The organism is Streptomyces sp. NBC_01381, assembly GCF_026340305.1.
GTDB lineage: Bacteria > Actinomycetota > Actinomycetes > Streptomycetales > Streptomycetaceae > Streptomyces.
The window spans coordinates 3657858-3672319 of the sequence record NZ_JAPEPI010000002.1 but is presented as its reverse complement, the minus strand read 5'-3'; the positions used below and the strand labels follow the sequence as shown (position 1 = coordinate 3672319).

At 67.0% G+C, this 14462-nt stretch carries 11 protein-coding genes and 2 pseudogenes; 5 read left to right on the top strand and 8 right to left on the bottom strand.

The genetic code is table 11. The features are described from left to right. Window positions 1-58: 58 nt before the first annotated feature. Window positions 59-2944: an alpha/beta fold hydrolase gene (locus tag OG453_RS37740; RefSeq protein ID WP_266873044.1), complete on the top strand. Its 2886-nt coding sequence runs from the start codon at window positions 59-61 to the stop codon at window positions 2942-2944. Between the two features lie 9 nt (window positions 2945-2953). Here the strand turns inward: OG453_RS37740 and OG453_RS37735 are convergent. Further along, window positions 2954-3770 (bottom strand): annotated as a pseudogene (locus OG453_RS37735) (IS5 family transposase). 516 nt (window positions 3771-4286) lie between these two features. On the opposite strand from OG453_RS37735, the gene OG453_RS37730 reads away from it, so the two are divergent. Continuing rightward, on the top strand, window positions 4287-4958 hold the full coding sequence (locus tag OG453_RS37730; protein ID WP_266873043.1) for a proline hydroxylase: 672 nt from the start codon (window positions 4287-4289) through the stop codon (window positions 4956-4958). Between the two features lie 67 nt (window positions 4959-5025). Beyond that, window positions 5026-5862 (top strand): PhzF family phenazine biosynthesis protein, encoded by an 837-nt coding sequence (locus OG453_RS37725; RefSeq protein ID WP_266873042.1) that lies wholly within the window; start codon window positions 5026-5028, stop codon window positions 5860-5862. An 11-nt stretch (window positions 5863-5873) separates the two neighbouring features. On the opposite strand, the gene OG453_RS37720 is transcribed toward OG453_RS37725, so the two are convergent. The 3 genes and pseudogenes from OG453_RS37720 to OG453_RS37710 form a co-directional block, all read right to left on the bottom strand. Continuing rightward, window positions 5874-6338 carry a RidA family protein gene (locus OG453_RS37720; RefSeq protein WP_266873041.1) on the bottom strand — a complete coding sequence of 155 codons (465 nt, stop codon included), beginning with the start codon at window positions 6336-6338 and terminating at the stop codon, window positions 5874-5876. 204 nt (window positions 6339-6542) lie between these two features. After that, window positions 6543-6626: pseudogene (locus OG453_RS37715) on the bottom strand (IS5/IS1182 family transposase); the annotation flags it as partial. A 535-nt stretch (window positions 6627-7161) separates the two neighbouring features. Beyond that, window positions 7162-7659: a hypothetical protein gene (locus OG453_RS37710; RefSeq protein ID WP_266873040.1), complete on the bottom strand. Its 498-nt coding sequence runs from the start codon at window positions 7657-7659 to the stop codon at window positions 7162-7164. A 129-nt stretch (window positions 7660-7788) separates the two neighbouring features. Between OG453_RS37710 and OG453_RS37705 the strand changes: the two genes are divergently transcribed. Together OG453_RS37705 and thpR are read left to right on the top strand one after the other, a co-directional pair. After that, entirely contained in the window at window positions 7789-7980 is a 192-nt protein-coding gene (locus OG453_RS37705; RefSeq protein ID WP_266873039.1) for a hypothetical protein, read from the top strand. A 127-nt stretch (window positions 7981-8107) separates the two neighbouring features. Next, on the top strand, window positions 8108-8785 hold the full coding sequence (thpR, locus tag OG453_RS37700; RefSeq protein ID WP_266873038.1) for an RNA 2',3'-cyclic phosphodiesterase: 678 nt from the start codon (window positions 8108-8110) through the stop codon (window positions 8783-8785). Window positions 8786-9390: 605 nt separating this feature from the next. Here the strand turns inward: thpR and OG453_RS37695 are convergent. Genes OG453_RS37695 through OG453_RS37680 form a run of 4 tightly spaced genes read right to left on the bottom strand, consistent with a single transcriptional unit; the run spans window position 9391 to window position 14425 of the window. Next, window positions 9391-10875 carry an amidase gene (locus OG453_RS37695; protein ID WP_266873037.1) on the bottom strand — a complete coding sequence of 495 codons (1485 nt, stop codon included), beginning with the start codon at window positions 10873-10875 and terminating at the stop codon, window positions 9391-9393. Between the two features lie 37 nt (window positions 10876-10912). After that, window positions 10913-11869, bottom strand: a complete 957-nt coding sequence (locus OG453_RS37690) for an alpha/beta hydrolase (protein ID WP_266873036.1) — start codon at window positions 11867-11869, stop codon at window positions 10913-10915. 1 nt (window position 11870) lies between these two features. Beyond that, window positions 11871-13178 carry an amidohydrolase gene (locus OG453_RS37685; RefSeq protein ID WP_266873035.1) on the bottom strand — a complete coding sequence of 436 codons (1308 nt, stop codon included), beginning with the start codon at window positions 13176-13178 and terminating at the stop codon, window positions 11871-11873. After that, a complete protein-coding gene (locus tag OG453_RS37680; protein WP_266873034.1) occupies window positions 13175-14425 on the bottom strand; it encodes an MFS transporter in 1251 nt (416 codons plus the stop codon). The genes OG453_RS37685 and OG453_RS37680 overlap by 4 nt, the downstream gene beginning before the upstream one ends. Window positions 14426-14462 lie beyond the last annotated feature (37 nt).

Genomic DNA, 14462 nt, shown 5'->3' with positions numbered 1-14462 from the left:
TCAACTCGCAATCTGGCTGCGGAGGTTCGAGATGGTGGCATCGTTACACGTTCACCTGGTGTTGGTGCACGGCCTCTTCTCCTCGGCCGAGGTATGGACGTCCTTTCGGGAGCTCATCACCACCGATCCGGAACTGTCCGGCCGCGTCACCGTCCACTGCTTCCAGTACGACTCGCCTCTCGCGCGGCTGCGCCCGGATCGGCGAGTCGCCGAAACGGATGACATCGCCGACCAACTGGACACCTACCTGAAGACGGAGGTTGGTGACGCCGAGTCAATTGTCCTGGTCACCCACAGCCAGGGTGGTTTGGTCGTCCAGCGGTTCCTCGCCCGCAAGCTGTGGCACGGCGAGGGGGGCGATCTCACCCGCATCAAGCACTTCACGATGTTCGCCTGCCCCAACACCGGATCGGGGTTCTTCCTGACGGTGCGAAAGTTCCTCAGGGTCATCTGGAGGAACCCACAGGAACGCCAACTGCGGCCCTTCGACCGCTCAGTGACGGAGGCTCAGCGAACGGTGCTCAGCGGCGTGGCACACGCACGCCGCTGTAGCGGCAAGGAATGCCCCATCCCCATAGAGGCCTACGGCGGGTCCGCTGACAACATCGTGCCGCCCGTCGTCGCCCGGGGCGTCTTTCCATCCGGCGGTGTGGTCGCAGCAGATCACTTCTCCATCGTGCAGCCGACCGGTCGCAGCGCCGAGTCGTACCGTATTGTGCGGACCGCCTTGCTGTCTGCCGCTGCCCCGCGGACTCAACCTATCCCGCCTTCCCCGCCGGAACCTGCCCCCGAACAACAAGGAGGCCAATCCGTACTTCCGCCCTACAGCAAACTGCAGCAGGGCAAGCTGAAGGGTAAGGAACGGCTCAGCCTCGTCGCCTCGGTCATGTCATCGCCCCCACAGCAGAGGGTGCACATTTTGGCGGGCCTAGGAGGTTCGGGCAAGAGCCGGGTAGCTCTCGAGATCGCGGACCGTGCACGCTTAGCTCGGCGCCGGGTCTGGTGGGTTTCGGCGTCCGAACTCAGTGCTTGCATGCGGACAGTCGCCAACGAGTTGGGAGCGCCGGCAGCCCAGGTGGAGCAAGCCTGGCGGCGCATGAGCACCTCCACGGACCTTGTGTGGAGCCTGCTCGACGCCTCCCCTGAGCCCTGGCTGCTCGTCCTCGACAACGCTGACGATCCGCAACAGCTAGGCCCGCGCGACGGGCCGGTGTCGTACGGAACGGGATGGCTGCGGGAGCCAGCCACTGATGGCGGCATGGTCATCGTCACCAGCCGCGTCCGCAGCAAGGACACATGGGGGTCCTGGAGCCATGTACATCAGGTGCCCTTGCTCGACGAGGACGACGGCGCGTCAATGCTGTTGGAGCGCACGAACGGCGTCGGTGGCACGAATGAGCAGGCCCGACAGCTGTCAGTCGAGCTCGGTGGCCTGCCCCTGGCATTGCGTGCCGCAGCTGACTTCGTGAAGGTAGTCAGCGAGGGCACGGTATCTCTCGACGACGAGGGCATCAGGGACTTCGAGAGCTACAGGAAGGCCGTCAAGCGGCACTTCGAATCCGCGCCAGGCACCCGTGACCATGACCTCAGTGAGCTGCTCGGACGGGAGATCGTCGAGAAGACGTACGGCATCGCTCTGGATCTGCTGACCCGGCAGGGCGTGCCCCAGGCGGCGCCGATGCTCAAGGTGTTCGCATGTCTGAACATCGCACCCATCCCCTACCGTTGCCTGCTGAACGGCGAAGCACCGGCCGAGTCACCACTCTTCTCAGAGTTCTCGACCGCACAGCGCCGTTCTGTTCTACAGAAGCTCGAAGACTTCGGCCTGGTCGACGTAGACGAACGCGCAGACGTCAATGATCCAGAACTGCCCTATGTCCTGACCCTGCACCCAGTTGTCCACGGCGTACTGCGGGACGACGAGGACGTGCAGCGGCGCCGCACCGACTACTACGGTCTGGCGGCGCGAATGCTGCTGGACGCCATTAAAGGCAAGGACCCCGACAGCCCATCGAACTGGCCGCTGTGGGCAGCGATCGCGCCACACTCCGTCGACGTAACACAGAGCAGTCTGCTCGACATCTTGCGACTGGAGGATCGGAGCGTGCTCGTCGACGCCCTGGAGCTCATACGGCTGACCGCCCGCTACTGGATCGCAACCGGCCTGCTAGGACCAGCCCGAGAGGTGATGCAGCCAATCGTCGCCAACTGCACCTCCTTCGGCTTCCACAAGGACGACCGGGAGATCCTGGGCCTCCGGCACGAGAAGGGTCGCATCACCCTCGAAAGCGAGGAACACACCGCCGCGGAGAAGGAGCTCCAGCAGGTCGTCGCCGCCCGCACGCGCCTCCTGGGCGAAGACCACACCGACACTCTGGCCAGCCGTCACAAGCTGGCCCGCGCCATCCTTGAACAGAACCGGGTGGAAGAGGCAGAGCAGCTGCTGCGCTCAATCATCAAGGCGGAAAACAGGGTAAGCGGCCCAGAGCACCACCACACCTTGGTCGTAAGGCACAGCCTGGCCCGCGCGCTCCTGGGGCTGAACCGCCCAGCCGACGCAGAGGCCGAGGTGCGCGAGGTACTTGAGATCTGCCGGCGCAACAAGTGGCCGCCCTCGCATCCGGAAGTCCTGTGGGCGCGGCTCACTTTGGCGCGCTGCCTGCTTCACCAGAACCCGAGGGATGCCGAGATCGAGTTGCGCGGCGCCCTCAGTGACACCGCGCAACCCGCAGACTCGTACCGGATGATGCTTCTCCGACACACCCTCTGCCTCGCCCTACTGAGGTTGGGGCGTACCCGAGAGGCAGTCTGGGAGCTCAGGGACCTGGTGGTGGACCAGCACAGAGTGCTGCCCCCTGACAATCCCCTGAGGAGGCGGACCCAACAGCTCCTGGACAAGACCCTCAAGGAAATCCAAGGCTCTGACGGGGATGACGAACACTAAGACCGTGTCCTACATGGTCAGTTTGAGGAACCGTTTGTAGCAGCAGAGGGCGGATGCCAGGCCTAGAAAGGCCAGGTAGTTGCCGGGTTTCCGTTCGTAGCGGTGGTTGAGGCGGCGGTAGCCGGTCAGCCAGGACATGGTGCGCTCAATGATCCACCTACGGCGGCCGAGCCGCTCGCTGGAGTCGAGGCCCTTGCGGGCGATCCGGACGCCGATGCGCTTTCCCCATAACCATCGCCGCAGGTGAGGGACGTCGTACGCCTTGTCGGCGTGTAGGCGCTGGGGCTTGGAATCGGTCGCGTGGGATGCGTGTCCCATGTGGAAATGGGACAGCATCGGCTTCAGAGCGAGACTGTCGTGCGTGTTGGCCGCGGAGAGCCCGACCCGTAGGGGCAGTCCGTTCGCGTCGGACAGGACATGCATCTTGGAACCGGGCTTACCCCGGTCCACGGGGCTCGGACCTGCAAGTTCGCCCCCTTTTTAGCGCGGACGTGAGCTGAGTCGAGCACTGCACGGGACAGGTCGACCAGGTCCTGTTCGTCCAGGAGTTGGAGAACCTTCTGATGCAGCCGGCCCCAGACCCCGGCTCGAGACCAGATGGCGAAGCGCCGGTGCACGGTCGACTTCGACGCTCCGAAACACGGCGGCAACGCCCGCCATGCACAGCCGCTGACCAGCACGTAGACGATCGCGGCAAACAGCGTCTCATCAGGCGTATCCCGCGTCCCGCCGCCCTGCGGTCGCACTCTCGACGGCGGGGAGCAACGGCTTCGCGATATCCCTACAGCCCGTCCGGAACGATCCAACTCCACGTCCCCTGGCCCATGGTGAGGTACTACGCCGCCTCACCACATAAGACAACGTCTAAGCACCCTCCACCCAAGGCGAGTTGATGAGAATGAGTCATCCTGCCAGGGGCTTGCGCGTAGCCTAGGTAAACCGCCACCCTTGGTAACGCAACGTGTATTGAACAACACGGAGGGTTGCGTTGATGACTACGGTTCACACCGATTCGGAGAACGATCAGTTACCGCAGTGGGGCGCCCCTGGAAGCGCTCTTGAGGAGAAGCAATCGGAGATCGGGCGACGAATCGCACTGGAAGCGATGGAAACCGATCACCAAGCCCTAGAGCTTGCCGCCAAGACAGCGTTCCGGGCCATAAGTGGCCCAAGTCCCGCATAGCAACAGGCGGGGAAGCGGGGCAGACCAATGACCTCTAGCGACTTACATGATCCGTTCTTCCGTGCTGTCACTTCGCCCGCGTTCAAACACGAACAGATCACTGATCTCGCAGCCGGAAGGTGTGCCGCGATTCGCGTACCTGACTGCATGCCACAGCCCATGTGCGAGCAGACACTGCGGGCCCTGGAAAGCAGAGAGTTCGACTCGTACGGCAGCAAGCGCGTGGACCCACCCGTGCTGCGATACGGCATCGGCGTCAGTGACCACCGAAGAAACGGCAAGGTAGCCGGCAGCTACTGGGATGCACTGGAAGCTCATCGCCAAGCCTGGCCTGCACTCGGACTTCCGTTCGACCCGTACAAGGAGTGCCGCGACGCGCTGGGGACTGACTGGCCCAGGGGCGTGGTGGTGGGCCACCACGATGGCCGGGAGATGGGTCCCGGCGTGGCCCGCGAGCCCAACCAAGGATTCCAGGTCCATTTCGACGACGCACTGCGCGAGTTCTCCGGTGATCTTCTAGATGCGCCGCTAGTCGCCCAGTTTGCGTTCAACCTGTACCTCAGCGTTCCGAAATCCGGCGGCGAGATGGTCCTGTGGCGGCATCTATGGTGCCCCACCGACGAGGCGTTCCGTCTACCCCATTCATACGGCTACGACAAGGCAGTAGTCGGCGACGCCGAGTCGATCGAACTCAAGCCCGAAGTCGGCGAAGCGATATTGATCAATCCTCGCTATTACCATGCAGTCCGTCCCAGCCGGGGTTCCCGGCGTATCGCACTGGGTTTCGCCGTAGCTATGAGCGACATCGGCGAATTGTTGACTTGGGGCTGACAGAGCTTGGTATGGAGTTGCGACCAGGTACTTTGACGCGCCTGGGCCACACCGCTAGGTTCAGGCAATGGAGCTCTTGCGCTATGTAGCTTTCAGCACCGATCCGTCAGGCGGAAATCCGGCCGGGGTAGTGCTGGACGCCACCGACATCGACGAACCGACGATGGCAGCAACGGCGGCGAAGGTCGGTTTCTCGGAGACGGCGTTCGTGGTGCCGCTCAACGACGGCAGCCTCGCCGTCCGTTACTTCAGTCCGCTCACCGAGGTTCCGTTCTGCGGCCATGCCACTATCGCCACGGCCGTCGCGTACGCACAGCTCCACGGGGTGGGAGACCTGCGGCTCCGAACGAAAGCTGGACCAGTCTCCGTCTCTACGCGCAGCACGCAGGACGGCTCGGTTGTGGCCACGCTGGTGAGCGTGGAGACTCGGACGGCACCGATCAAGCCCCCTACCCTGGCCGAGCTGCTCACTGCACTGTGCTGGCCGGCCGCCGATCTTGACCCTGAACTGCCGCCACGCGCGGCCTATGCCGGCGCCTGGCATCCTGTGATCGCAGCAGCCAGCCGAGGACGGCTCTCGGATCTGGATTACAACATGCCTGCGCTCACCGATCTGATGCGCCGCAACGACTGGGCCACTGTTGACCTGGTGTGGCGAGAGTCGCCGACTGTCTTCCACGCGCGGAACCCATTCCCACCCGGCGGAGTCGTCGAAGACCCGGCCACCGGCGCAGCGGCCGCAGCCCTCGGCGGCTACCTCAGAGAGCTCCAGCTGGTCTCCCCTCCTGCAACCCTGACGGTCTACCAGGGGTACGACATGGGTCGCCCGAGCACCATCACGGTAGGTGTGCCGGCGCAGTCGTCCAGCGGCATCACGGTCACCGGAACCGCAGTGCCCCTGTAGCGACGTCCATGTCAACCCGTGACCTCCACCAGAACCTCAATCTCCACTGGCGCACCCAGCGGCAGCACGCCAACACCAACAGCGCTGCGTGCATGCCGCCCGGCGTCGCCAAACACCGCCACGAAGAGATCGCTCGCCCCGTCGACCACCCTTGACTGATCGGTGAAGCCCTCAGCGGATGACACATAGCCAACCACCTTCACCACCCTCACCACCGCGTCCAGCCCGATCACAGCATCCACGGCAGCCAGCGCGGCCAGGCCACACTGACCGCTAAGTTCCCGCGCCCTCTCGACCGACACTTCGGCACCGACTTTGCCGACAGCGGCCAACTCGCCATCCACCATGGGGACCTGCCCGGAGACATACACATACCGACCACTGCACACCGCCGGGGCATACACCCCCTTGGGCGGACTCACGCAAGGGAGCTGGAAACCGAGCTCAGCGAGTCTGCGGTGGACGTCAACGCTCATGGCACCCCCAGTGGCCTGGAACACAGCGCGATTCTCCCACCAGGGATGGAGCATGGAACACGGATTGCGGTGGTTGGGAACTCACCACCTGTGCTTGTGCGTACCGGCACAGTTCTTCTCTGGCACGAACTCCTGCCAGGTCGTTCGGACCATCCAGAACACACCGCGCCTTCGAGGGCCGGCCAAAAGCGGCGTGCCCGCGACTACGGCGGCCTTGGCGCCGGATTCCTCCCATGCCCGGTAGTCGTTGCGGTTACCCGTCAAGGGCCGGCCGACCACGACGGCCAAGGCGTTCGCAGATCCGGATGATCCGGTGGGTGCGGGCCGCGCCGGGGTCGACGCCGCGACGTGGTGCGGCAGTCGAGGTCCGCCGCTACATCGGGCTGCTTGGCCAACACGCCGCAGTGGACGAGGAACTGAGCGGACAACACAACGGCGAAGGACTCCGCGAGCCCACCCATTGCTGCATACACGTCATCCGGCATCTACGACGGGCATGGTCCGTCGGCACCCTCGGACAGCGAGACCGGCGCAGCTGAGCGGCTCACCATATCCCCATAGGCTGACTCCGCAGCCACAGGCCACAGGGCCCTCCCATGAGCTCCCGAGCACTGCCCTCAGTGACCGTTGTTGCTGCTGTGACTCCGACCACGCTGACGAGCTGTGTCGGGAGAAGCGGTCCAACAGGCCTGCACCAATGCGGCTTTTGGGGCGTGCGCACGTGTGCGCACGCCCCAAAAGCCGAGAAGGATCAAGGAGTGCTCAACCGGATTGAAATCAGCATCAATGCCCGATTCACCAGCAAAACCCCAGGTGAAATGGCTCACAGAATTGGGATCAGCTCCCAAATCCTTGCTACTTCTCTCGGATGATCTTGGATCTGACCTGAGATGCTGGCAACCGCACTCATCTGGAGCGCGTGGCCTCGTATCACTATCGCCAGGGTGGTGGCGGCGAGCTGCAAGTCGCGTGCTGCGGCGGAGACTTCCTCCGGACCCTCCAGTCGCACCACCCAGCCCTTGTGGGACATCTCTGCTTCCAGCGGCTTCAGCCCGGCCGTGCGCGACCGCAGCTCCTCGTCCTCGGTTGAGGGCTCCAAGTTGGAGGCGTAGTCGTGGTATCTGAGCACGGATTGCAAGAAGGCCGCGTAGGAGTCCCGTTGAATTCCGCGCCGCCACTTCACGTGTTCTATGTGGCCCTGTGCCCGCACCGCGTCAAGCGCCGCCCTGTAAATCGCATTGGCTTGAGCCAGGCCGGCAGCGGCCGTCTCTTCCGCCGCTCGCATGGCGGCCCGTAGCTGCCAACGGCCGACCACGAGCATCGCCGGTATTCCGACGAGGGTGGCGGCAGCTGCGGCCGTCGCCCCAATTCCCCTGGAGATCCATCCCCAGATGATCCCGTCCCGACGGCCCGAAGGCCGGAAGTTCTAACGCTCTTGGCATGCAGAGCTGTGGTCGCAGCACTTGCCCCAGCAACCCGAGCCGTCGTGGCGCGCGCCCTCGGCGAACTGCCCGCATCGCCCACTGCCACGCTCTCGCGGCTCGGCGACAACATCGCGCTCTACTACTACTGCGACGAGACCATCGCCGTGTGCGGCGTCGACCTACCCGATCTACCAGAGGCCGCCACGCACGTGGCGTGAACCGGCGGGCAACGACTTCAAGGAGATCTTTTCGCCTGGCAGAGGCGCGCGCTCCCTGCTCGGACATCCGCTACGGGCAGCACCATCAGGCTTCGGCCCCGCGGACGCATGAGGTATGAAGACGTCCGTGACCGAGCCACCCCAGACCGCCACCCAGCACGCGTTTATCGCTCTCGCGCCGCCCGACGATGCGAAGAACGAGCTGGCGCACGCGCTGAGCCCGGTCTACACCGCCCATCCCGACCTGCGTTGGAACCGCATCGAGGACTGGCACATCACCCTGGCCTTCCTGGGCGAACTGCCGGTACAGGCCGTCCAGCGGCTTCGTTCACCCCTCGCCGACCTGGCGGCTGTCCGCCCCTCTCTCGAGCTGGCGCTGCTGGGTGGCGGACACTTCGACGAGCGCGTGTTGTGGACCGGCATCGAGGGTGATCTCGACGGACTGCACGAGCTGGCCGAAGCAGTGCGGGCCCGGGTCAGGGACTGCGACGTCTCCTTCCCCGAACGTCCGCTGCAGCCCCACCTCACGCTGGCCCGCGCTCGCCGCTACGACAACGCGTCCGTAACAGCGGCGGCCGCCTGCCTCGACCGCTTCACCGGACGCCCTTGGCAAACCGAACACCTCCACCTGGTCGGCAGCACGGTAAGCGGCCACCCAGGCCCGCGGCGCTACCAGGACATCGACGCATGGGCCCTGGTCACTGGGCAAAGGCATCCCGATTCGAAAACGCCACAGGCTGCTGTGCCTGAGCACCAGGACGATTCGGGCCCCGCGATGATGCCGGCTCGGCCCCACGTGTCCTGAACCCGGACAGACGGTCACTGCGCCGCTCAAGGAGTCGGGTCACCGCATGCGCCTCTGGTTGAACCTCTGACCTCGCACGCCGACGCCACAGGCCACGGACCAAGATCCGGACCAGGCACGGACCAACTCAGCTCAGCCGCAGCCAATTCCCCACATAGCCACATGTCAGAGGCTATGGCGATCCGGTAGCACAAACAGACGAAGAACGTTCTTTGTTCCTACAGCCCTAAGAAACTTGGGTTCTTCTAGAACCTCAAGTTCGGTGACTGGAGGGGCCTTACTCTTCCAGGCACCCACAGGGCGCAGCCACTATCCGTAACCGCTCAGCAACCTTCCGGACCCGTTCACCATGAATCTGCGCCCATCCCGGACCAGCCACGGACCAGCTGGGGCGCTACGTCGCGTCGCCCTCGGCGGGACGAAGCATGCGAAGAAGTGCGGACGACGTCGGGTGACGGGCGCGGTCACACGGCAGTGGGCTCTCGGGTGGTCCCGAGGTTGTCGAGCGCCGCGCGAGGACTGGCTTCTCCACGTTGTCAGCCCAACGAGCAAGTTCGGAAGGCAGGTTGGAACAGGCTCAGTGCCTGGTGAGGACGGACCGACGATCAATCGGTGGCTGACTGTACGAGAGGCGTCGGCTGGACGGTCGGCCGGTGGTTCGCGGTGTAGGCCCAGGGGCGGAGCTGTTCCAGGGCCTTGCCGATACGGAAGACGGTCGGGTCGTCGTAGGTATGGCCGACGATCTGGACGCCTGTCGGGATGCCCCAACTGGAGTGACCGCTGGGCACGTTGAGGACAGGGCAGCGGTTGCTGATGTTGAAGGGCAGGGTCATCGCCGCCCACAGCGGCTCGCCGTGGTCCTCGCCGCTCACGACCAGGCGGCCCAGGAGATCGTCTCCGGCGGGCAGCCCCGGAACGGCTGTGGTCGGGCAGATGAGAGCGTTGAAGGGGGCCATCGCTTCGCCCAGTTCGCGCTGCAGCCGGGTCTCGACGCGCAGGCCGTCGAGGTAGGTGACCTGCTCCCGGGCGACGGCCATGGTGTCGGCGAAGGCTGCCGCGTACGGCGACATCCGGTCGCGGTGCTCGGCTTCGATCTCGCGGACGAGGGCGCCGAAGATGGTGGAGAAGTGTGCGGCGGCACTGATGAGGAGGTCGTCCTTGGTCCACGGGAGTTCGATCTCCTCGACGATCGCGCCCGCGTCGGTGAGGGCGCCGGCGACAGCGCGGGTGTTGGCCTCGATCTCCGGGTGGACGTCGTAGGCGCCCAGGCGCAGGCACAGGGCGATGCGCATCCCGGCGACCGCGTCGTACTCGGCCGGCAGGACGAGTCTCGGGCGCAGCGACACGTGGTCGCGCGGGTCGGGTCCTGACAGGACGTTGGCGAAGGTGACGCAGTCGTCGACGGTGCGCGCCATGGGGCCGTCGCCGCGGTAGTGGTCGGCTGACAGCGGTGCCACGCCGGGGATCCGGCCGTACGGGGCTTTGTAGCCGACGGTGCCGGTGAAGGCGGCGGGGATACGGGTCGAGCCGCCGATGTCGGACGCGGAGGCGAGCAGCGCCGTACCGGCGGCCAGGGAGGCGCCGGCGCCGCCGGACGAGCCGCCAGGGGTGAAGTCTGGGTTCCAGGGATTGCGGGTAACGCCCCACAGGCGGCTGTGGGTGAAGGTGGCGATGGAGAACTCAGGGGTGGCGGTGCGGGCGTGGATGATGCCGCCGGCGTCCAGGATCCGGTCGATGACCGGGGCGTTCTCGGTCGCGGTGTTGCCGACGTTGACGAGAGAGCCCTCGGTGAGGGAGCGCCCGGCGATGGCGTGCTTCTCCTTCGTGGCGACCGGGATGCCTTCGAGCGGGCGCGGCGTCAGGCCGCCCTTGCCGAGGAAGCGGTCCTCGGCGTGCCGGGCCTGTTGGAGTGCCTCGTCGTAGAGCTGTTCGGTGAAGGCGTTGACGACCGGTTCGGTCTGCTCCGCGCGGTCGATGACGACGCGCATCAGCTCCACCGGGGAGAGTTCGCGGGCGTCGAAGAGCCGTCGCGCCTCGGTGGCGCTGAGGTAGGCGAGATCGAGATCGGTGCCGGCGTCGTTCGGGTTCATGCGGACGTCCTTTGCAGGTGAGGGAGGTGAGGGGGTATCAGGCGAGCAGTCGTTTGAGCGCGGTGTTGATCCAGGCCGTCGCCGCCCCTGCGGCAGGGCTGATGTGGTCCATGCCGTAGAAGCCGTGGACGAGACCGTCGAACCGCCGGTGTTCGACGCGTACGCCGGCGCCCCGCAGCGCTTCGGCGTACGCGTCTCCCTCGTCACGCAGCGGGTCGTACTCCGCGGTGGCCACGACGGCCGGAGCGAGCCCGGACAGGTCCTTCGCCCGCAGGGGCGCGACCCGCGGGTCGGCGCCGAACGCGGCGGAGGCGTCGGAGGCGGGATCGGCGGGGCTGACGCCGAGGTACTGCTCGAAGAACCAGCGCAGTTCCGTGGTGGTGAGGAAGTAGCCTTCGCCGTTCTCGGCCCGCGACGGGTACGCGCCGGCCATGTCCGTGCTGGGGTAGACCAGCAGTTGGGCGGCCAGGGACAGGCCGTCGGCGTGGGCCTGTTGTGCGCACACGGCGGCCAGCGTCGCCCCCGCGCTGTCGCCGCCGACGGCCAGCCGGGCGGGGTCGCCGCCGAACGCTTCCACGTGCTGTGCGACCCAGGTGAGGGCGGTGTACGCGTCCTCGACCGCGGCGGGGAAGCGATGTTCGGGCGCGAGCCGGTAGTCGACGCTCACCACGACGGCGGCGAGGTCGTGGCACAGGGTCCGGGCGTGCACGTCGTGTGTGTCGAGGTCGCCGGCCACCCAGCCGCCACCGTGCAGGTACACCACCGTCGGCGCGGGCGTCGTGGCATGCGGCCGGTAGACGCGGGCGGGGACGGACCCGGCCAGCACAGTGGAGGCCGCCTCCGCGGCCTCGGGCTTTGTGGCCTGGTCGAGGTGGTCGTCGGTCAGCACCCGCAGCCGTGCTCTGGCTTGTGCCGCAGCGTTCCCTCCCGGTTCGGGGGCGTCGAGTTGCTCGAGGCTTCGCAGGAAGGTCTCGATGTCCGGGTCAAGGGGCACGTCACTTCTCCTGTCGGGCGCGGGCGCGCTCGTCCTCAGCACACAGCCAGTGCGCGGCTGCCGCGAGCAGCGCCGTCACACCGGTGTGGATCGTGGGTTCGGGTACGGGAGCGAAGTACGGGGAGTGGTTGGCCGGGACCGTGTCGGGCAGGCCGTCCGTCAGCAAGGTGTCGGGGTCGATGTGCTCGAAGAGGGCCGGGTCGCCGCCGCCGAAGTGCCAGAAGACCGAGGTGACACCGAGCGCCGTGCCGAAGGTGCCGAAGTCCTCGCTGCCGGTGAGGGGTTCGGGCAGGGTGAACACCCGCTCCCCGCCCAGGACTTCGGCGATCGCGGTCAGTACCGTGCCGGTGGCGTCGGGGTCGTTGACCGTGACGGGGAAGGCGTTGAGAGCGGTGATCTCGGGCTCCTTGGGCGCGCCGGACGCGGCGGCCTCGGCGCGGACGATCCGTTCGACGGCCGCCAGGACCTTCTCCCGTACGGCGGGAGTCGTGGAGCGGATGTTGATTCGCAGGTCGGCGGTGTCCGGGATGATGTTCTCCTTGGTGCCCGCGTGCAGCGAACCGACGGTCACCACGGCGGTCTGCGCCGCCCCCACCTCTCGGGAGACGACCGTCTGCAGCCGCATGACGACCGCGGCGGCCATGACGATCGGGTCGACGGTCGTCTCGGGCGTGGAACCGTGTCCGCCGCGGCCGTGAAGGCGGACCCGCAGGCTGTCGGAGGCGGCCATCACCGTGCCCGGGCGGGTGCCGACGAGACCGACGGGGGCCGGGGACACGTGCTGGCCGAGGCAGACGTCGGCGCGCGGAAAGCGCTCCAGGAAGCCGTCCTCGATCATGGCCGGTGCTCCGCCGACCTCCTCCGCCGGCTGGAACACGGCAACGACCGTGCCGCGCCATTCCCCACGGGCGGCGGCGAGTTGGGCGCTCGCGCCGAGCAGGCAGGTGACGTGCATGTCATGGCCGCAAGCGTGCATGACGGGAACCTTGTTGCCCTCACTGTCGACGCCCATCTCCTGGGAGGCGTACGGCAGTTGCGTCCGCTCCCGCACCGGGAGCCCGTCCATGTCGGCACGGAGAAGGACCACCGGGCCCTCGCCGTTGGCCAGGACTCCGACGACGCCGGGGCCGCCGACGCCCTCGGTGACCTCCCAGCCCTGCTTGCGCAGCCGTTCGGCGACGACGGCGGCCGTGCGGAACTCCTGGAAGGACAGCTCGGGGTGGGCGTGCAGGTCCTCGTACAGGGTGCGCAGGCCGGGCAGCCGGTCCGGGAAGCCGGACAGCAGGCGCGCGGCGGAGGCGGCGGTCATGAGTGCTCCTTTGCGGGCGTGGGGAGTTCGGACGCGCCGGTGGCGGCCCGGAAGGAGGCGGCGTCCTGCGGGGTGAGAAGCGCCATCACAAGAGCGATGGCCGCGCCGAGCACCAAGGACGCGAAGGCCACCTTGAACGAGAAGGCGTCGGCGAGCGCGCCGATGACGGGCGGGGCGACCATGCCCGCCACCTGGCCGCCGAAGACGATCGCCCCGCTGCCCACGCCGACGTCCTCGGCCGCGAGGCCGCCCAGCGGCACCGCGAGGATCGGCATGTAGCAGAGGGAGACGGCGGTCGTCGCGAGCGTGCCGAAGACGATGAAGCCGATGAGCGACGGCGAGAAGACCATGAACAGCAGCGTGACGGCGGCCACCGTCATGCTGGGCACGATCACCCTGCGGTGGTGGCCGCCCAGGCGGTCCGCGAGTCGCCCGCCGACGACGATCGCGCCGGTCGCGGCGAGGCCGGGAATCGCCACGAGGGCCCCGGCCGAGGCGAGCGAGACGCCGTACTCCTCGCTCACATAGGACGGGATCCACGTGCTGAGACCCCACACGATCAGGCTGTAGCCGAACATCATGGCGCTGAACCGCCAGATCACGCCCTTGCGCAGGACGCCCCCGGCGCGCCGCCGGTCGACGCGGGCCTCCGGGGCCACCACCGGCAGCGGCGCGGGGAGCCACACCCGTATCGCCACCACGACGAAGACGCCGAGCGCCGCCGCCGAGAAGAACGCCGAACGCCAGCCGAAAGCGGCGATCAGAGGTGCGACGAGGAGCGGGGTGAGGACCCCGGCGAGGGCGTTCGAGCTCATGATCACGCCATTGGCGCCCATCCGCTCGGCCGGTGTCGTCCGCTCCACGAGGACCTTCATCGAAGCGGGCGGAAAGACGCCTTCCGCGGCACCGAACGCGAACCGCATCAGCAGCAGGACGCCGAACGACCAGGCGAAGCCGGTCAGCGCGGTGAACACCGACCAGGACAGCAGGGCCCAGAGCATGACCCGCTGGGCGCCGTGCCGGTCGGCGAGCAGGCCACCGGGGATCTGACACAGCGCGTAGGCGAGGAAGAACGCCGAGACGATCAGGCCCTGTTCCCCGCGGCCCACGTCGAACTCGTCGCCGATGGAGGGCAGGGCCAGGTTGATGACGAGTCGGTCGGCGTAGTCGACCAGCCAGGCGGTGAACAGCAGCACGATCGTGATCCGGACGGTTCTGCGGACGGGCTGCGGGGGCGGAGCAGACACGCGGCACTCCTTCGACTCCGGGCGGCCGAAGCCGGGG

Coding starts and splice junctions, on each gene's coding strand:
- OG453_RS37730 (WP_266873043.1), top strand. CDS start 4,287: ATGTGCGAGCAGACACTGCGGGCCCTGGAAAGCAGAGAGTTCGACTCG.
- OG453_RS37695 (WP_266873037.1), bottom strand. CDS start 10,875: ATGAACCCGAACGACGCCGGCACCGATCTCGATCTCGCCTACCTCAGC.
- OG453_RS37685 (WP_266873035.1), bottom strand. CDS start 13,178: ATGACCGCCGCCTCCGCCGCGCGCCTGCTGTCCGGCTTCCCGGACCGG.
- OG453_RS37710 (WP_266873040.1), bottom strand. CDS start 7,659: ATGCTCGTGGTCGGCCGTTGGCAGCTACGGGCCGCCATGCGAGCGGCG.
- OG453_RS37725 (WP_266873042.1), top strand. CDS start 5,026: ATGGAGCTCTTGCGCTATGTAGCTTTCAGCACCGATCCGTCAGGCGGA.
- OG453_RS37720 (WP_266873041.1), bottom strand. CDS start 6,338: ATGAGCGTTGACGTCCACCGCAGACTCGCTGAGCTCGGTTTCCAGCTC.